13 protein-coding genes and 1 riboswitch are annotated in these 18048 nt (G+C 70.6%); of the genes, 5 read left to right on the top strand and 8 right to left on the bottom strand.

Annotated features, from left to right (window positions below; translation table 11 throughout):
* The first annotated feature begins 7 nt into the window (after nt 1-7).
* The 4 genes from OG943_RS03575 (at nt 8) to OG943_RS03590 (ending at nt 4079) form a co-directional block, all read left to right on the top strand.
* Nucleotides 8-703 (top strand): alpha/beta hydrolase, encoded by a 696-nt coding sequence (locus OG943_RS03575; protein ID WP_328608215.1) that lies wholly within the window; start codon nt 8-10, stop codon nt 701-703.
* Between the two features lie 89 nt (nt 704-792).
* Nucleotides 793-2055 carry a cyclopropane-fatty-acyl-phospholipid synthase family protein gene (locus OG943_RS03580; RefSeq protein WP_328608216.1) on the top strand — a complete coding sequence of 421 codons (1263 nt, stop codon included), beginning with the start codon at nt 793-795 and terminating at the stop codon, nt 2053-2055.
* Nucleotides 2056-2272: 217 nt separating this feature from the next.
* A complete protein-coding gene (locus OG943_RS03585) occupies nt 2273-3463 on the top strand; it encodes an LCP family protein (protein WP_328608217.1) in 1191 nt (396 codons plus the stop codon).
* A 76-nt stretch (nt 3464-3539) separates the two neighbouring features.
* Nucleotides 3540-4079, top strand: a complete 540-nt coding sequence (locus OG943_RS03590) for a GNAT family N-acetyltransferase (RefSeq protein ID WP_328608218.1) — start codon at nt 3540-3542, stop codon at nt 4077-4079.
* Nucleotides 4080-4085: 6 nt separating this feature from the next.
* On the opposite strand, the gene OG943_RS03595 is transcribed toward OG943_RS03590, so the two are convergent.
* The 3 genes from OG943_RS03595 to OG943_RS03605 form a co-directional block, all read right to left on the bottom strand.
* The gene (locus tag OG943_RS03595) at nt 4086-4547 is read right to left on the bottom strand and encodes a peroxiredoxin (protein WP_328608219.1); all 462 of its coding nucleotides are present in this window, start codon (nt 4545-4547) and stop codon (nt 4086-4088) included.
* Nucleotides 4548-4623: 76 nt separating this feature from the next.
* The gene (locus OG943_RS03600) at nt 4624-6426 is read right to left on the bottom strand and encodes a diguanylate cyclase domain-containing protein (RefSeq protein ID WP_328611991.1); all 1803 of its coding nucleotides are present in this window, start codon (nt 6424-6426) and stop codon (nt 4624-4626) included.
* 301 nt (nt 6427-6727) lie between these two features.
* Nucleotides 6728-8179, bottom strand: coding sequence for a cytochrome P450 (locus OG943_RS03605; protein WP_328608220.1), 1452 nt, complete (start codon nt 8177-8179; stop codon nt 6728-6730).
* 187 nt (nt 8180-8366) lie between these two features.
* On the opposite strand from OG943_RS03605, the gene OG943_RS03610 reads away from it, so the two are divergent.
* Nucleotides 8367-9437: an aldo/keto reductase gene (locus OG943_RS03610; protein WP_328608221.1), complete on the top strand. Its 1071-nt coding sequence runs from the start codon at nt 8367-8369 to the stop codon at nt 9435-9437.
* Between the two features lie 74 nt (nt 9438-9511).
* Here the strand turns inward: OG943_RS03610 and metE are convergent, their stop codons facing one another.
* The 5 genes from metE to OG943_RS03635 all read right to left on the bottom strand — a co-directional run bounded on the left by metE (nt 9512) and on the right by OG943_RS03635 (nt 18027).
* Nucleotides 9512-11776: a 5-methyltetrahydropteroyltriglutamate--homocysteine S-methyltransferase gene (gene metE / locus OG943_RS03615; RefSeq protein WP_328608222.1), complete on the bottom strand. Its 2265-nt coding sequence runs from the start codon at nt 11774-11776 to the stop codon at nt 9512-9514.
* Nucleotides 11777-11888: 112 nt separating this feature from the next.
* Nucleotides 11889-12102: riboswitch (cobalamin riboswitch) on the bottom strand.
* A gap of 67 nt (nt 12103-12169) precedes the next feature.
* Nucleotides 12170-13243, bottom strand: coding sequence for a ribonucleotide-diphosphate reductase subunit beta (locus OG943_RS03620; protein WP_328608223.1), 1074 nt, complete (start codon nt 13241-13243; stop codon nt 12170-12172).
* A gap of 90 nt (nt 13244-13333) precedes the next feature.
* Complete coding sequence (locus OG943_RS03625; RefSeq protein ID WP_328608224.1) at nt 13334-16345, bottom strand: ribonucleoside-diphosphate reductase subunit alpha; 3012 nt, start codon at nt 16343-16345, stop codon at nt 13334-13336.
* Between the two features lie 234 nt (nt 16346-16579).
* The gene (locus tag OG943_RS03630) at nt 16580-17194 is read right to left on the bottom strand and encodes an acetoacetate decarboxylase family protein (protein WP_328608225.1); all 615 of its coding nucleotides are present in this window, start codon (nt 17192-17194) and stop codon (nt 16580-16582) included.
* A complete protein-coding gene (locus tag OG943_RS03635; protein ID WP_328608226.1) occupies nt 17191-18027 on the bottom strand; it encodes an enoyl-CoA hydratase-related protein in 837 nt (278 codons plus the stop codon). The genes OG943_RS03630 and OG943_RS03635 overlap by 4 nt, the downstream gene beginning before the upstream one ends.
* Nucleotides 18028-18048 lie beyond the last annotated feature (21 nt).

Here is an 18048-nt window from a genome sequence, read left to right on the forward strand (position 1 = left end):
GCGGCACGTGGACGAGGCGGAACCCGTCGTTTCGGTGCGTCGTGCGCGGGGCCGCACCCGCGCGGTCGCGTTGGTGCTGCACGGCGGGGCCGAGGTCGGCACCGCGAAGGTGCCCCCGTGGAAGCTGGCGTACCTCCGCATGGTGCCGCTGGCCCGCGCCCTGCACCGCGCGGGCGGCCCGTACGGCCTCGAAGTGCGGCTGCTGCGCAACCGGCGCTACGGCTGGAACGGGGCCGCCGAGGACCCGGTGCCCGACGCGCGCTGGGCGCTGGAGCGGATCCGCGCCGAGCACCCCGGCCTGCCGGTGGTCCTGGTCGGGCACTCGATGGGCGGGCGCGTCGCGCTGCGCGTGGCCGACGACCCGGCCGTGACGGGCGTCTGCGCGCTCGCGCCGTGGACGCCGGCCGGCGAGCCGGTGGACGCCGTCGCCGGCCGCTCCGTGCTCATCGTGCACGGCACCCGCGATCGGATGACTTCGCCGCGTGAATCCCACGCCTTCGCCGAGCGCGCCCGCGCGGTCGCGGCCCGCGTCGCCCGGTTCGAGATCGGCGGCGAAGGACACGCGATGCTCCGCCGTTCGGCGGTCTGGACCAGGTTGGTGTGTGCTTTCACACTGGACGTGATCGAGGCCGGGGAAAAGGACGAAACTTTACTTGGGGCCTGGACCCGTCCCGCGGACGAGCGGTTGCGAATCCCGGTGTGAGGCGAGTCGGGCGACCGGCACAAAGCGCACGCTTCGTGACCCGGGAATATCATCAGCATGGGCCGCACAGCCCGTCCGGAGGGAGTGTCTTGTCCACCTCGAGTGTCGACCGCGCGGCGGGACTGTCCCCGCAGCAGACCACTACTGAAGAATCCCGGTGGCCGGGCCTGGCCACCCCGCCGCACTCGCCCCTGCGCGCGCGGGCCGCGGAGGCGCTTTTCCGCCGCGCCGTGAAGTCGCTTGAGCTACGGGTGACCTTCCCCGACGGGACCACGCTCGGCGCGGGCGGCCCGGACGCGCCGGAGATGCGCATCCGCCGCCCCGCCGCGTTCTTCCACCGCCTCGGCGCGGACGCGAAGATCGGCTTCGGCGAGGCGTACATGGTGGGCGACTGGACCGCCGACGACCTGCCGGGTGTGCTGACCCCGTTCGCGGAGAAGATGGCCACGGTCATCCCGCCGTTCCTGCAGCGGTTCCGCCGGTTCGTCGAGCGCGCCCAGCCCGAGGCCGAGGAGAACACGGTCGAGGGATCGCGCGAGAACATCCACCGGCACTACGACCTGTCCAACGACCTGTTCAGCACCTTCCTCGACGAGTCGATGATGTACTCCTCGGCGCTGTTCGGCCCCGGGGACACTTTGACCCAGGCCCAGCACCGCAAGCTCGACAGCGTGCTCGACTACGCGGGCGTGCGCGAGGGCAGCACCGTGCTGGAGATCGGTACCGGCTGGGGCGAGCTGTCCATCCGCGCCGCGTCACGGGGCGCGAAGGTCACGTCGCTGACCATCTCGCAGGAGCAGAAGACGCTCGCCGACGCGCGCATCGCCGAAGCCGGTTACCGCGACCGCGTCGACGTGCAGCTGTGCGACTACCGCGAAGCCAAGGGCGAGTACGACTCCGTGGTCAGCGTCGAGATGATCGAGGCCGTCGGCATGTCCTACTGGCCGACGTTCTTCTCCACCATCGGCAAGCGGCTGCGCCCGGGCGGCCGGTTCGGCCTGCAGGCGATCACGATGGACCACGACCGGATGATGGCCGCGGCGCGCTCGTACAGCTGGATCCACAAGTACGTCTTCCCCGGCGGCATCATTCCCTCGGTCGAGGCGATCGAGCAGGGGATGGCCGAGAACACCCGGCTCAAGCTGGCCGGCATGCGGGAGTTCGGCCAGGACTACGCCCGCACGCTGAAACTGTGGCGGGAGCGGTTCATGGCGCGCTGGACCGACATCAAGGACTTCGGGTTCGACGACGTGTTCCAGCGGACGTGGGAGTTCTACCTGGCCTATTCCGAGGCCGGGTTCCGCTCCGGGTACCTCAAGGTTCACCAGTTCGGGTTCGCCGACCCGCGCTGAGCAGGGGGTTCCCCTCCGGCACAACCGGCCCAGGGTGCCGCACGTCCTCATACTGAGGGCATGCGGTTCACTGGGCCGCACCAGTTGCTGATCCGACCGGAAGTAGGCGGACACGGGCTGCAGCCGATCCGGTTGCCGGACCCGTTCCGCCGTGGCTGTGTCGGATCAGCAACGAACTGCACAGCATTTGCCGGATTCGGGGACGGGTGATGGACCGATGACGTACGGCGGCGACGGCAGGCGGCGGGAGCCGCCCCGGGGGCCCCAGCCTCCAGGGAGCTCGCGGCAGCACCAGCGGGCGCAGATGATGCCGTTGCCGGGTGCTCCCAGCTCATACGACCAGCGGACGCGGCCGATGGGCAATCGGGGCGAGGCGCCGCCGCCCGGTCCGCCGCCCCGTCAGTCCCCGCCGGGCCCGCCCCAAGGCGCGCCCGGCCCGAGGCCGCGCCGTCGCCGCCGGTGGAGCATCGGCAAGATCCTGCTGACGCTGGTGCTGCTCTTCGTCGTGTTCATCGGCGGCGTCTGGGCGTACCTGGAGTTCTCGATCGCGCGCGTCGACGCGCTGGCTGACTACGACGGCAGGCCCGCCGCCGCGTCCGGCACCAACTGGCTGGTGGTCGGCTCCGACAGCCGCGCCGGGCTGTCGGCCGCGGAAGAGGAGAACCTGGCCACCGGCGACTCCGGCGAGGCGGGCGGGCAGCGCACCGACACCATCATGGTCGCGCACATCCCGGACAACTCCACGAAGCCGACCCTGCTGTCGCTGCCGCGCGACTCCCAGGTGAAGATCCCCGGCCACGGCACCAGCAAGATCAACGCGGCGTTCGCCCTCGGCGGCCCGGCACTGCTGGTGAAGACCGTCGAAGGCGTCACCGGCCTGCGCATCGACCATTACGCGGAGATCGGCTTCGGCGGCTTCGCGACCATCGTGGACGCGATCGGCGGCGTCGACATGTGCGTCGACAAGGACATGAACGACACCATGACCGGCATCAACATCAAGGCCGGCTGCCAGACGCTCGACGGGCGTGACTCGCTCGGCTTCGTCCGGATGCGGCACAGCACCGCGACCCCGCGCTCGGACCTCGACCGGGTGGCCAACCAGCGCAAGTTCATCGGCACGCTGGTCAGCCAGATCGCGAGCCCGGGCACGCTGCTCAACCCGTTCCACTTCTTCCCGCTGCTGTCCTCGGCGCCGGGCGCGCTGACCATGGACTCGGGCGACCACGTGCACAACCTGGCCGGGCTGGCGATCGCGATGCGCGGCATCTCCTCGGGCGGCGTGCTCACCGGCACGGTGCCGGTCACCGACGGCTCGGCCGAGCACTGGGACAAGACCAAGTCGGCCCAGCTGTTCGACGCGCTGAAGAACGACACCGAGGTGCCGGACGGCGTCCTGGTCAGCTGACGGCACTGACGCACCCGCGCGGGCGCCCACCGAAAATGGTGGGCGCCCGCGCGCCGTCTGCTGTCACGATGGGGCGATGGACACGCCACGGGAAACCCTGACCGAAACCGGGATCACGCTGGTCCGCTGGCGCGCGGACCACCTCGAAGACCTGGTGGCGGCCGTTCAGGGATCCCTGGCGCACATCGGCGCCTGGCTGCCCTGGGCCATGGACGGCTACGGCCCGGCGGAGGGCACCGAATTCCTGACCGGCACGGCGGAGCGCTGGGAGTCGGGGGAGGCGTACGAGTACGCCCTGCCGGCCCCGGACGGCGCCCTCATGGGCGCCTGCGGGCTGATGCGCTGCGCGGAGGACGGCGGCCCCGAGATCGGCTACTGGCTCGCGCTCCCGTACACCGGCCGCGGCCTGATGACGGCGGCCACCTCGCTGCTGATCGCCGAGGCGTTCCGCCAGGGCGCCGAGCACATCGAGATCCGGCACGACGAGGAGAACACCCGCAGCGGCGCCGTTCCGGCCCGGCTGGGCTTCACGCTGGACCGCAAGGAAGCCGCCACCGAACCGCTCGCGCCGGCCTGCAGCGGCACCAGCCACGTGTGGCGCCTGGACCGTCCCTGAGACCGGTCAGGCCGCGGCCTTGCGGTCGCGCAGGAGCTTGAGCGCGCGGTCCGCGTGGGCGGTGAAGTTCAGCTCGCTCTTGATCACGTCCAGCACCCGCCGGTCGGTGCCGATGACAAACGTCTGGCGCTTGGTGTGCAACGGGATCAGCTTGCGCCACACGCCGAACTGCTTCGCCACGCCACCGTCCACATCGGACAGCAGGGGGTAGTCGAAGCTGTTCGCGGCGGAGAAGGCGCGCTGCTTCTCGACGGCGTCCGGGCTGATGCCCACGCGCTGGGCGCCCACCTCGGCGAACTCGGCCGCCAGGTCGCGGAAGTGGCAGCTCTCCGCGGTGCAGCCGCTCGTCATCGCCGCCGGGTAGAAGAACAGCACCACCGGGCCGGACGACAGGAAGTCCGACAGGGTGCGCTCCACCCCCTGGTCGTCGGCCAGCGTGAAGTCGGGGGCGAGGTCGCCGGTCTCCATCGGGATGGGTCCTTTCGGTCGGTGCCGCGGAAGAAGATCCTCTCAGGGCTTCGGAACCGCGGAGCGCCCGGATGGCTCAGCCGGCGTGCCGCTCGATCATCTCGTCCACCTCGTCACCGGTGGCGGAGTCGGCGACGAACGAGCCTCGCGCGGCCAGCACGCCCAGCTCACGCAGCCGCTTCGCGTGCTCGGCCGTGCGCACGCCTTCGGCGCCGATCCGCAGCCGAAGCTCCTTCGCCCGCGCGACGAGCTGGGCCAGGTGCCGCGTGTCGGTCTCGGACGGGTCGTCGGCGAGCGCGTCGACCGCCGGGCCGGACAGGATCACGTGCCGCACCGGCAGCCCGTAGCGCGGGATCAGCTCCAGCTCCTCCGAACCGGAGACGGTCAGCACCAGCTGGACACCGAGGTCGGCGAGCACGGTGAACGAGTCGAGCACCTCACCCGAGTCGTCGAACAGCGACTGGTGGTCGGTGCACAGCCGCATCGCCCGCGCGGGCAGGTCGTGGCGGTCGAGCTGCTCCTTGACCAGCAGCACCAGGTCCTGGTCGACGGCGAGCCGCTTCGGCAGCCGGATGCACACGTCCGGCGCCGCGTCGCCGAACTGGTCACGCCAGCGCGCGGTCGCGGCCAGAGACTCGGCCAGCAGCCACTTGCCCAGCGGGATCGTCATGCCGGTGATCTGCGCGAGCGGGTAGAACTCGTCCGAGCTCAGCTCGCCCCGGTCCGGGTGGTTCCAGCGCAGCCCGGCGTTCACGGCCGCGATCTCGCCGGGCCGGCTGAGCTTCACAGTCGGCTGGTAGATCAGCGAGAACTCACCGTTCTCCAGCGCGCCGGCGATCACCGCGCCCAGCTGGTAGCGGCCGCGGTCCCGCGCGTCGAGCTGCGGGTCGAACAGCATCCACTGCGCCTTGCCCGCCTCCTTGGCCCGGTGCAGCGCCAGCTCGGCCGCGCGCAGCAGCTCGACGTGGCTGCCGCGCTCGGCGGCTGGGCGCACGACGATGCCGGCGCTCGCGCTGACCCCGATCCCGTGCCCGCCAAGGTAAACCGGCTCGTTGAGGTCTTCCAGCGCCCGGTCGACCAAGGCCACCACCTGCTGCTGGGTCAGGTCTTCCCCGCGCAGCAGCACCCCGAAGCCGTCGCCGGACAGGCGCGCGACGTAGCCCTCGTGATGGCCGGTGAAGGTCCGCGACAGCTTGCTCGCGACCTCCTTCAGCACCTCGTCGCCGACTCCGGCGCCGAGGCCGTCGTTGATCACCTTGAAGCCGTCGATGTCGAGGTAGACCAGCCCGAGCTGACCGCGGTCGGGCGTGCCGAGCGCCGCTTCCAGCCGGGTGGTGAACGCCTGCGCGTTCGGCAGCCCGGTGAGCGGGTCGTGCAGGTTCTGGTGCAGCAGCCGCTCGCCCAGCAGGTGCAGGTCGTCGGTGTCGGCGGCCATCATGACCGGGAAGCGCGCTTCGGGCCCGTCGCCGGGCAGCCAGGCGAGGGTGACGTTGGTGGTCAGCCGGCCGTCCTGGCTGTGCGCGAGGTGCACGCCGCGCTCGGTGAGCCGGTCGGTGCCGCGCGCGGTCAGGCGTTCGAGCCCGCCGCGGATCCGGTCGGCGTCGTGGGTGGTGGCGGCCAGGTCGGACAGGTGCCGCCCGCGCAGCCGCTCGGGCGGCAACCCCACCAGCTTCCCGAGCGCCGGGTTGGCCTCGACGATGTCACCGTCGATGTCGGCCAGCGCGATGGCGATCGGCGCGACAGTGAACAGCGTGGTGAAGCGCAGCAGGACGCCCTCGTACGCCGGGTCCGCGTTCCGGAGGACTTCACGGGCGAACTCGAGCAGGAGGCGCTCCCTGTTCTCAGGTGGAAGCGTTACTCCTTTGGTGTCAGTCAGCATCGCCGCGTACCGGCGCGCGAGGTCGGACACCCCTGGCTGGCCACCAGGCTCAGGCACACTCCACCCCTTCATGCGCGGACGAACGCCAGCTCAGACGTGGTGCGAGGAATCATGGACCCACACTAGGTATGAATTGGCCGTGAGTGATGCCACGGCATCACGCGCGAAACGGGGTGTCTACCGGCTGAACGAGTGATGGGCACTGCACAAAAGGTGACGGCTTGTCACCATGCGTGCGCGAAAGTGTCTCCCGATGCCGACGGGCCCCCGGCCCGCGCCCGCTCGGCGTCGAGCGGAGCCGTCAACGATATTCGAGGCGCACCGGAAGTCCGTCGGCGGGCACCGGCAGGGAGACGTAGTCCCAGCGCGCGGTATAGCCCTCGGGCACCGACCATCGGTAGGCCCGCAGCATCTCGTGCATCAGCGCCTTCACCTCCAGCCCGCCGAACTGCAGGCCGATGCACTTGTGCGCGCCGCCGCCGAAGGGCATCCAGGCGAAGCGGTGCGACTTGTCCTCGCGGCGCGGCTCCGCGAACCGCTCGGGGTCGAAGCGCTGCGGGTCGGTCCAGCAGTCGGTGCTGAAGTGGTTCAACGTCGGCGAGACCCCGACGAGCGTGCCCGCCGGAAGGTAGTGGCCGAGCACCTCGGTGTCCTTTGCGGTCTTTCGGGCCATCGAGGGCACCGGCGCCACCAGCCGCAGCGCCTCCTTCATGACGAGGTCGAGCGTCTCGAGGCTTTCCAGCGCTTCGATGCCGGGCAGGTCGTCGCCGAGTGCCAGCGACTCCGTGCGGGCGTGCTCCTGCCATTCCGGGTGCTTGGCCAGGTAGTAGGCCATGGCGCTGCTGGTGATGGTCGTGGTGTCGTGCGCGGCCATCATCAGGAAGATCATGTGGTTCACGATGTCGACGTCGCTGAACCGGTCGCCGTCCTCGGTGGTGGCGTGGCAGAGCGCGGCGAACAGGTCGTCGCCGTCGGCGAGCCGTTTCGCGGGCAGGTTCTCGCCGAAGTAGCGCTCCAGCACCCGCCGGCCGCGCAGCCCGGCGGCCCAGCGCCCGCCCGGCACCGGCGCGCGGACGATCGCGGTGCCGGCGCGCACGGAGCTGACGAACGCGCGGTTGATCTTCGCCGCGTCCGCGTCGGAGCGCATGTCCATGAACACGCGGGTGGCGACGTCGAGGGTCAGCTGCTTGAGCGCCGGGTACAGCCGCGGGCTGGTGCCCGTGGGCCATGACCGGACGCCCTCGCGCAGCGCCGGGCCCATCTGCCCGACGTAACCGGTGAGCCGCTCGCGGGTGAACGCCTGCTGCATGATGCGCCGGTGCAGGTGGTGCTCGCCGAAGTCGAGCAGCATCAGGCCGCGCTCGAAGAAGTGCTCGATGAAGAACTTCCAGCCCTCCTGCGAGAAGGCCTTGTCCTTGTTCACCAGCGCGATCTGCGTCGCCTCGGGACCGGACAGCGACACGATCCGGCGGCCGAAGCCGCCCAGCCACGACACCGGGCCGTACTGCTCGTAGCGGCGCATGCTGAAGTCGAGGCCGAAGCGCATCATCTCCAGCGCGTGCCCGACCACGGGCGGGCCGTCGTCGCCCAGCACCGGCTTGAGCCCGCTGCCCGCGGGCGGGGCCGCCAGCTCGCGCACCGGCCACGAAGCGCCGAGCCAGCGCTCGTCGACCTTGCGGGGCAACGGGATCGCCGTCAGCGTCGGCACCCGCTCACGCAGGGCCTCGGCGACTTTGCCGACCGCGCTCGTCATCGGAGATCATCTCCTGCCTGACTCTGGGACGAGCTCCAGCGTGCACCCTTATTGACTCAGTGACAATACCTCTGGGCACCGCTATTCGGGTGGTCCGGCCGCCGCCGCTCAATGGACTTGCCGGTCCAGAAATCACTCGGCACCCTGGACGCAGACCACGAGCTCTTCCTTTCCCAGGAGCACTTCCATGCCTCTCGACCAGTACTACCTCCTCGGCCGCTCGGGCCTGCGCGTCAGCCGGCTCGCGCTCGGGACCATGAACTTCGGCACCGGCGGGTTCCACGCCGCCTTCGGGAAGACCGAGGACGAGGTCCGGCCGATCTTCCGCAAGTACCTCGACGAGGGCGGCAACTTCCTCGACACCGCGGACTTCTACACCGCGGGCGAGAGCGAGACCATCCTCGGCCGGCTCATCGCCGAGGCGAACGTGCGCGACCGCGTCGTGCTCACCACCAAGTTCACCAACAGCGTCGACCCCGGCGACCCCAACGCGGGCGGCAACGGCCGCAAGCACCTGATCCGCGCGCTCGAAGCGTCGCTGCGCCGGCTGGGCACGGACCACGTCGACCTTTTCCTGCTGCACACGTGGGATCGGCTCACCCCGGCCGAAGAGGTCGTGCGCACGCTCGACGACCTCGTCCGCGCCGGCAAGATCCGCTACGCCGGCCTGTCGGACGTGCCCGCCTGGTACGCCGCCAAGGCGCAGACGTTCGCCGAGGCGCACTCGCTCACGCCGATGATCAACCTGCAGCTGCCGTATTCACTGGTGCAGCGGGAAATCGAGACCGAGCACGTCCCGATGGGACAGCATCTCGGCGTCGGCATCACGGCGTGGAGCCCCCTGGCGGGCGGTTTCCTCACCGGGAAGTACCGCAACGGTGGCGAAGGCCGCTTCGCCGACCCGGACGCCCAAACCTGGACCGAGCGCGACTGGCAGTTGCTGAAGCCTCTCGAAGAGGTCGCGGGCAAGCTCGGCGTCACGATGGCCCAGGTGGCGATCAACTGGGTCGCGACCCAGCCGGGCATCGCGTCGGCGATCGTCGGGGCCAGCAGCGCCGGGCAGCTGGGCACGAGCATGGCGGCGCTGGACTTCGAGATCCCAGCCGAACTGCGCGCGCGGCTCGACGAAGCGAGCGCGGTGCCGCCGGCGTCGGTGTACCGGATGTTCACGCCGCAGTACCAGAACTGGATCGTCACACCGGGCACCAAGATCGGCGACAAACCGGACGGCTACCGGCCCGCCGTGCGGAACTGGTAGCGGAACCGCTCGTGAGTGTTTATGACGGTTAGAACCGTCATAAACACTCACGAGTCGGAAATGGGTGGTGCGGGTCAGGCCTGCTCGGAGCGCACCTGCTTGGCCGCCGCCACCAGGTTCCGCAGTGCCGGGTCGACCTCGGCGTAACCGCGGGTCTTGAGGCCGCAGTCCGGGTTCACCCACAGGCGGCCGACCGGCACGGCGGCGACGGCCGTGCGCAGCAGGTCCGCCACCTCCTCGACGCCGGGAACGCGCGGCGAGTGGATGTCGTAAACGCCCGGGCCGACGCCGCGGGCGAAGCCGGCTCCGGAGAGGTCGTCCAGCACCTCCATCTTCGACCGCGCCGCCTCGATGCTGGTGACGTCGGCGTCGAGCGCGTCGATCGCGGGCAGCACCTCGCCGAACTCCGAGTAGCACATGTGCGTGTGGACCTGGGTGGCGTCGGCCGCCCCGGAAGTCGCGACGCGGAACGCGCGCACGGCCCACGCGAAGTACGCCTCGTGCCCGGCCGCACGCAGCGGCAGCAGCTCCCGCAGCGCGGGCTCGTCGACCTGGACCACCCGCACGCCCGCGGCCTCCAGGTCGCCCACCTCGTCACGGATCGCCAGCGCGACCTGCAGCGCGGTGTCGGCCAGCGGCTGGTCGTCCCGGACGAACGACCACGCCAGGATCGTCACCGGGCCGGTCAGCATGCCCTTCACCGGCTTTTCGCTGAGCTGCTGGGCGTACCGCGCCCACGGGACGGTCATCGGCGCCGGCCGCGAGACGTCGCCGAACAGGATCGGCGGGCGGACGCAGCGGGAGCCATAGGACTGCACCCAGCCGAACTCGGTGGCGGCAAAGCCGTCCAGCTGCTCGGCGAAGTACTGCACCATGTCGTTGCGTTCCGGCTCGCCGTGCACCAGCACGTCGAGGCCCAGCTCTTCCTGCAGCCGCACCACGCGCTCGATCTCGGCGTGCATCGCGGCGACGTAACCGGCCTCGTCCAGCTCGCCCGAGCGCAGCGCCGCGCGGGCCTTGCGGACGTCGGTGGTCTGCGGGAATGAGCCGATCGTGGTCGTCGGCAACGGCGGCAGGCCCAGCTCGGCCTGTTGCGCCGCCGCGCGCTGCTCGTACGGCGGGCGCGTGGCGTCTTCCGGCCGCAGGGCGGCGAGCCGTTCCCGCACGCGCGGGTCGGTCACCTCGGTGGCCGCGGCGCGGTCCGCCACGGCCGCACGGGCCGCGGTGAGGTCCACGTCCTCCTCGCGCAGCGCTCGGCCGAGCAGCACCACCTCGTCCACCTTCTGCCGCGCGAACGCCAGCCAGCCCTTCAGCCGGGCGTCGAGGCTCGTCTCACGCTCGACGTCGTAGGGCACGTGCAGCAGCGAACAGGACGTCGAGACGCTCACGGACGCGGCCGTGCCGAGCAGCTTGCGGGCCTTCTCCAGCGCGCGGTCCGGGTCGGTGCGCCACACGTTGCGGCCGTCGACCACCCCCGCGAGCACCTCCTTGTCCCGCAACGCGCCCTCGGCCGCGACGTCGTCCACAAAGGACTCGTCGGTGACCAGGTCGACGGCCAGCGCCTCGATGGGGGAGCGGGCCAGCACACCGAGCCCGCGCCCGAGCCCGCCGAAGTACCCGGCGACGAGGATCTTCGGCCGGTCCTCGGACTTGGCCAGCACGTGGTACGCGCGGGTCAGCGCGTTCAGCTCGGCGGTGGTGCGGTCGCCGGCGAAGGCCGGCTCGTCGAGCTGGACCCACTCCACGCCTTCGTCGCGCAGCTGGCGCAACAACTCGGCGTACGCCGGGAGCAGTTCGTCGAGCAGCTCCAGCGGCTCGAAGCCCGGCACGGTCGCCTTCGCCAGCAGCAGGAACGTGACCGGGCCGACGAGCACCGGCCGCGTCTCGATGCCGAGCGCGCGGGCCTCGCGGTACTCGTCGAGCGGCTTGCTGCCGGTCAGCGTGAACTTCGTGTCCGGGCCCAGCTCCGGGACCAGGTAGTGATAGTTGGTGTCGAACCACTTCGTCATCTCGAGCGCGGGCGCGTCCTGTACCCCGCGCGCCGCCGCGAAATAGGTGTCCAGCGGCGAAAGCCCCAGACCCGTGAAGCGCTCCGGCAGCGCGCCGAACAGCTCGGCGGTGTCGAGCACGTGGTCGTAGTGGGAGAAGGTGCCGGACGGGATCGAGTCCAGCCCGGCGTCGCGGTGCCCGGTCCAGGCGCGGGTCCGCAGCGCGCGGCCGGTGGCCAGCAGCTCCGCCGCGTCGATCCGGCCCGCCCAGTACCGCTCCAGGGCGCGCTTGAGCTCCCGGTCCGGCCCGATGCGCGGGCTGCCCAGGATGGTGGTGCCGATGGTGTTCACAGCTCTCTCCTCGCGAGCTCGCCGAACGAGTCCGGACGCGCGAAGGGGCCGCGTGTTCGGTCGCGCCTGCTCCCACGAGGCCCGGACTCACGCACGCCGACGGCGCGCGTGCCACAGGCAGGTCTTCGGACTGGTGGGCGCCGTGCTCGCGCCTACTCGCCGTCGCTTCCCGGGCTCGCGCCCAGTGCTGTACCACTTGTCGTGGTGACGGCTTTCGTTCCCACTCACCGCTGCGGGGGCAGTCCCGGATTCACACCGGGTTCCCTGTTGCCTCGCCCCGGTCGCGGCCGCGAAAAAAGCCCGGCCACGCCCTGGGCGAACCAGTGGCGTGGCCGAGCCTAGCGGTCGGGGCCGAGCGTGGCACAAATCCCGCTCGATTCCCGGATGGCGGGATCAGTCCCAGTCCAGCGCCCCGCCCGACTGGTACTCGATGACGCGGGTCTCGAAGAAGTTCTTCTCCTTCTTCAGGTCCATCGCCTCGGACATCCACGGGAACGGGTTCTCCGTCTCGCCGAAGATGGGCGCGAGGCCGATCTGCTGCGCGCGCCGGTCGGTGATGAAGTGCATGTACTGCTCGCACAGCTGCGCCGACAGGCCGAGCATGCCGCGCGGCATGGTGTCGCGGGCGTAGGAGACCTCCAGCTCACACGCCTCCTTCAGCATCCCGCGCACCTCGGCCTGGAACTCCTCGGTCCACAGGTGCGGGTTCTCGATCTTGATCTGGTTGATGCAGTCGATGCCGAAGTTCAGGTGGATCGACTCGTCGCGCAGGATGTACTGGTACTGCTCGGCGATGCCGACCATCTTGTTCCGCCGGCCGAGCGAGAGGATCTGCGCGAAGCCGGTGTAGAACCACATGCCCTCGAAGATCACGTAGAACGCCACCAGGTCGCGCAGGAACGCGGTGTCGGCCTCCGGCGTCCCGGTCTCGAAGTCCGGGTCCTCCAGGTGCTGCGTGTACTTCAGCGCCCACGCGTCCTTGTCCGAAATGGACGGCACCTCGCGGTACATGTTGAACAGCTCGCCCTCGACCAGGCCGAGGCTCTCGCAGATGTACTGGAAGGTGTGCGTGTGCACGGCCTCCTCGAAGGCCTGGCGCAGCAGGTACTGGCGGCACTCCGGGTTGGTGATCTGCCGGTACACCGCGAGCACGATGTTGTTGGCCACCAGCGACTCCGCCGTGGCGAAGAAGCCGAGGTTGCGCTTGAGCATCTGCCGCTCGTCCTCGGTGAGGCCGTCCGGCGACTTCCACAGCGCGATGTCGGCCTGCATGGCGACCTCGGTCGGCATCCAGTGGTTGTTGCAGCCGGCGAGGTACTTCTCCCACGCCCAGCGGTACTTCATCGGCAGCAGCTGGTTCACGTCGGCGCGGGCGTTGATCATCCGCTTGTCGTCGACGTTGATCCGGGCGGCGCCGACCTCGATCTCACCGAGGCCGGTCACGCCGGTGCTCTCCACGTTGGTCATTCGGGTTTCTCCTGGGGAAAGCGGTGGGGGGCCCTGAAGGCCACCATGAGGGACCTGGATGCCCTCATGGTGGCCTTCAGGGCCGCGGGGCTACTGGCAGGCTTCGCAGTCGGGGTCGTCGATCCGGCAGGCGGCGCCTTCGGTGGCGACGAAGTCGACGTCGTCGACCTTCGGCATCTCCTTGGGCTCCGGCTTCGCGGCGGGCGGCGTGACGGGCACGGCCGGGACCGCGGCGGCCGGGACCGCGGCGGCCGGGACCGCGGCCGAGGCGGACGGCGCCGGCGCGACCGACGGGGACGGAGCGGCGGCAGCGGCCGGAGCGGCAGCGGCCGGGGCGGTCGTGGTGGCGGCGGCGGAGACGGCGTTCAGCTTGCCGTCGGTGCCGCGCAGGGTGCTCTTCTCCACGTGCGTCGCGGACTGGGCGCGCAGGTAGTACGTGGTCTTGAGGCCCTTGTGCCACGCGTAGCGGTACAGCTCGTCGAGCTTGCGGCCGCTGGGCGCCGCGATGTACAGGTTCAGCGACTGCGCCTGGTCGATCCACTTCTGCCGGACCGAGCCGGCGTCCACGATCCACTTCGACTCGATCTCGAACGCGGTGGCGTAGAGCGCCTTCAGGTCGTCCGGCACGCGGTCGATCTGGCCGAGGCTGCCGTCGAAGTACTTCAGGTCGCTGACCATCACCTCGTCCCACAGGCCGCGGGCTTTGAGGCTCTTGACCAGGTGCGGGTTGACCACGGTGAAGTCGCCGGACATGTTCGACTTGACGAACAGGTTCTGGAACAGCGGCTCGATCGACTGGCCGACCCCGGAGATGTTGGAGATCGTCGCGGTCGGCGCGATCGCCATCACGTTGGAGTTGCGCATGCCGACGGTCTTGACCCGCTCGCGCAGCGGCGCCCAGTCGAGCGTCGAGGAGGTGTCGACGTCGAGGCCGTCGCCCTGGCGCGCGTCGATCAGCAGCTGCATCGAGTCGATCGGCAGGATGCCGCGGCTCCACAGCGAGCCCTCGAACGACTGGTACTGGCCCCGCTCCTCGGCCAGGTCGGTCGACGCGGAGATCGCGTAGTACGACACGTGCTCCATGCTGACGTCGGCGAACTTCACCGCGTCGGCGGAGGCGAACGGCACGCCGATCTCGAACAGCGCGTCCTGGAAGCCCATGATGCCCAGGCCCACCGGGCGGTGGCGCAGGTTGGAGCGGCGCGCCTCCGGGATCGTGTAGAAGTTGATGTCGATCACGTTGTCCAGCATGCGGACGGCCGTGCGCACGGTCTTCTCGAGGCGCTCGGTGTCGAGCCCTTCGGGGGTGACGTGCTTGAGCAGGTTCACCGAGCCGAGGTTGCAGACCGCGACCTCTTCGGCGTTGGTGTTCAGCGTGATCTCAGTGCACAGGTTGGACGAGTGCACGACGCCGACGTGCTGCTGCGGCGAGCGCAGGTTGCACGGGTCCTTGAAGGTGATCCACGGGTGGCCGGTCTCGAACAGCATGGTCAGCATGCGGCGCCACAGCTCGACCGCGCGGAGCTTGCGGAACACCTTGATCTCACCGCGCTCGGCGGCGGCCTCGTACTCGCGGTAACGCTCGGCGAACGCGTTGCCGTAGAGGTCGTGCAGGTCCGGCGTCTCGTTGGGCGAGAACAGCGTCCACTGCGCGTCGGCCTCGACGCGGCGCAGGAACTCGTCCGGCACCCAGTTGGCCGTGTTCATGTCGTGCGTGCGGCGGCGGTCGTCACCGGTGTTCTTGCGCAGGTCGAGGAATTCCTCGATGTCCACGTGCCAGGTCTCGAGGTACGCGCACGCCGCGCCCTTGCGCTTGCCGCCCTGGTTCACCGCGACGGCGGTGTCGTTGGCGATCTTCAGGAACGGCACGACGCCCTGCGACTGGCCGTTGGTGCCCTTGATGTGCGCGCCGAGGCCGCGGACCGGGGTCCAGTCGTTGCCGAGGCCGCCCGAGTACTTCGCCAGCAGCGCGTTGTTCTTGTACGCCTGGAAGATCGAGTCCAGGTCGTCGTCGACGGTGGTCAGGAAGCAGGACGACAGCTGCGCGCGCGTGGTGCCCGAGTTGAACAGCGTCGGGGTGGACGCCATGAAGTGGAAGCTCGACAGCAGCTCGTAAAACTCGATGGCGCGGGCTTCGCGGTTGTCCTCGCGGATCGCCAGTCCCATCGCGACGCGCATGAAAAACGCCTGCGGCAGCTCGAACCGCGTGCCGTTGTGGTGCTGGAAGTACCGGTCGTACAGCGTCTGCAGGCCGAGGAAGCCGAAGTCGAGGTCGCGCTCGGGGCGGATCGCCTCGGTGATCTTGTCCAGGTCGAAGCGCAGCAGCTCGCCGTCGACCAGCTCCAGCTCGACCGCGCGGCGCAGGTAGGCGCGGAAGTAGGCGGGGTACTCGGCGGCCATCTCGTCCTGGCTGGCCAGGCGCGGCGTCGCGGCCAGGTAGCTCAGCGCCTCGCCGCGCAGCTTGTCCAGCAGCAGCCGGGCACTGACGTAGGAGTAGTTCGGCTCCTGCTCGACGAGCACCCGGGCGGCCATGATCTGGGCCAGCGCCAGCTCGTCGGCGCTGATGCCGTCGTAGAGGTTGCGCTTGGCCTCGGTCAGCACCGGCTCGGCGGACACGTCCTCGAGCCCGGCCACGGCCTCGCCCACGACGTGGGACACGCGGGCCCAGTCGAGCGGGCGCAGGACGCCGTCGACGCCCTTGACGCTGAGCGCGACCTCGGCCGGCACCGGCGTAGCGGCTTCGCGGGCCTTGGCGCGCTCCTCGCGGTAGAGCACGTACGCGCGGGCGACCTTGTGGTGCCCGCCGCGCATCAGGGCCAGCTCGACGAGGTCCTGGATCTGCTCGATGTGCAGGGCGGTCTCCGGCCCGGCGTGGCGCAGCAGGGAGGCCTCGACCTGCTCGGTCAGCTCGGCGACCACGTGGTGCACGCGGGAGGAAGCGGCGGCGTCGCCGCCCTCGACCGCGAGGAACGCCTTGGTCAGCGCCACCGTGATCTTGCCGGCGTCGAACGGCGAGACGTTGCCGTCCCGCCGGATGACGTGGACGGCGCTCGGTGTGGTGTCCGACGACGAGGCCGGCCGCTGACCGGTTTCCACTGACATGCGTGTCTCCAACAGGGTCGAAAAATGGGCGCGTTCAACCGCCACACGGCCGACGGAGGCCGTGCGCTGCGGTTTCACAAATCTGCCCGGCGGCCCTTCCTGAGCGGTCTCCCCGTCGCTGGGGGCTGCCGGTTCTCAGAGACTACATCTAGGGGTGTCGGCTCGCACGCGCCCCAAGGGGTGGCGTGTCGTCGGCTCACCCTCGCGGGTTAGCCGATCACTGAGAGCGGCTGCTCAGGGCCGTTTCGAGCTGCCGAAACGAAGATCGAAACCGCTCAGCGCGGCGCTCACGATCGGGCGACGCCCGGCCAGGAAGCCGAGCGGCCCGCGCGGGTTCACGGACCAGTCGGCGGCCGCCGCGGCCGGCTTGAACCGCGCCGTGACGGGGCTGTGCTTGGGCCGGCCGTCGAGCGTCTGCGCGATCTCGAACGCGGCGGGCGTGGCGACGGGCAGGCCGGCGCGGCGTGAGAAGGCGGCGGTGGCGATCCAGTCGTCCGCCGTGGCCGCGGTGAACGTGCGCCCATGGTTGAAGCCGAACGTGGCGAGGTCCTTCGGGATGCCCCACAGCGCCCGGCCGCCGGCGAGCGAGACCTCGCTGTCGACCCAGATCCCGGTGATCGACGCGGTGGGCCGGCGTCCGCGCACGGCGACGGCGGCGAGCAGCTCGTGGTAGCTCAGCTGCCCGGGCGGCTGGTAGTCGACCCAGGCGGCGACCACCAGCGCACGGCCGGCCGCGGTCACGGGCTCGGCGCCCTCGGGCAGGGCGGGCAGCTCCGCGACGGGCAGCCGCCACACCGACAGGTAGGCCTGGCCGGCCAGGCGCCACGGCTCGGGCGGGTAGGCGGTCACGGGAGCCACGGCAGGTAGGGCGGCAGGTCCGTGTCGACGCGCATGGTGAATTCCGGCGGGCGCTTCTGGAGGAACGACAGCACGCCTTCGGCGGTGTCGGGGGTGGTGGGCAGGCCGGCGGTCAGCTTCGAGTCCAGCTCGTGCGCCTCGAACGGCGACGGAGCGCTCGCCATCCGGTAGAGCAGCTGGCGGGTGACGGCGACCGAGACGGGCGCGGTGTTCGCGACGAGGTCGCGGGCCAGCTCGTAAGCCTTGTCCAGCACGGCTTCCGGCGCGTGGACGCTGTGCACGAGCCCCGCGCTCAGCGCCTCGTCCGGCCCGAACACGCGTCCGCTGATCATCCAGTCCATGGCCCTGCCCATTCCGACGAGCCGAGGGAGGAACCAGGCCGACGCGCCCTCGGGGTACATGCCGCGGCGGGTGAACACGAAGCCGAACTTGGAGTCCTCGGCCGCCAGCCGGTAGTCGCAGGACAGGGTGATCGTCAGCCCGCCCCCGACGGACGCGCCCCGCAGCGCGGCGATCACCGGCTTGTTCATCGTGAAGATCCGCTTCGAGCAGCGGCCCGCGGGCTCCTGCCAGCCGTCGGGCGGCCCGTCGCCGTGGTCGAAGTCGAAGCCGCCGGCGGACAGGTCCGCGCCGACGGAGAAGTCCTTGCCACTGCCGGTGAGCACGACCACGCGCACGTCCTCGTCGCGGTCGGCGGTGTCCATGGCGTGGCTCAGCTCGTCGGACATCCGCACGGTGTAGCCGTTGCGCGCCCGCGGCCGGTTCAGCGTGACCGTCGCGATCCGGCCGGCGACCTCGTAGGTGATCTCGGCGTAGGGCGTCATGGGTCCCACGGTAGGCCACAC

Source organism: Amycolatopsis sp. NBC_00345, assembly GCF_036116635.1.
Taxonomy (GTDB): Bacteria; Actinomycetota; Actinomycetes; order Mycobacteriales; family Pseudonocardiaceae; genus Amycolatopsis.

Bases quoted from the DNA above. Each gene is read 5' to 3' on its own strand.
- OG943_RS03635 (WP_328608226.1), bottom strand. From the start codon at position 18,027: ATGACGCCCTACGCCGAGATCACCTACGAGGTCGCCGGCCGGATCGCG.
- OG943_RS03585 (WP_328608217.1), top strand. From the start codon at position 2,273: ATGACGTACGGCGGCGACGGCAGGCGGCGGGAGCCGCCCCGGGGGCCC.
- OG943_RS03600 (WP_328611991.1), bottom strand. From the start codon at position 6,426: ATGCTGACTGACACCAAAGGAGTAACGCTTCCACCTGAGAACAGGGAG.
- OG943_RS03605 (WP_328608220.1), bottom strand. From the start codon at position 8,179: ATGACGAGCGCGGTCGGCAAAGTCGCCGAGGCCCTGCGTGAGCGGGTG.
- OG943_RS03595 (WP_328608219.1), bottom strand. From the start codon at position 4,547: ATGGAGACCGGCGACCTCGCCCCCGACTTCACGCTGGCCGACGACCAG.
- OG943_RS03590 (WP_328608218.1), top strand. From the start codon at position 3,540: ATGGACACGCCACGGGAAACCCTGACCGAAACCGGGATCACGCTGGTC.
- OG943_RS03610 (WP_328608221.1), top strand. From the start codon at position 8,367: ATGCCTCTCGACCAGTACTACCTCCTCGGCCGCTCGGGCCTGCGCGTC.
- OG943_RS03625 (WP_328608224.1), bottom strand. From the start codon at position 16,345: ATGTCAGTGGAAACCGGTCAGCGGCCGGCCTCGTCGTCGGACACCACA.
- OG943_RS03620 (WP_328608223.1), bottom strand. From the start codon at position 13,243: ATGACCAACGTGGAGAGCACCGGCGTGACCGGCCTCGGTGAGATCGAG.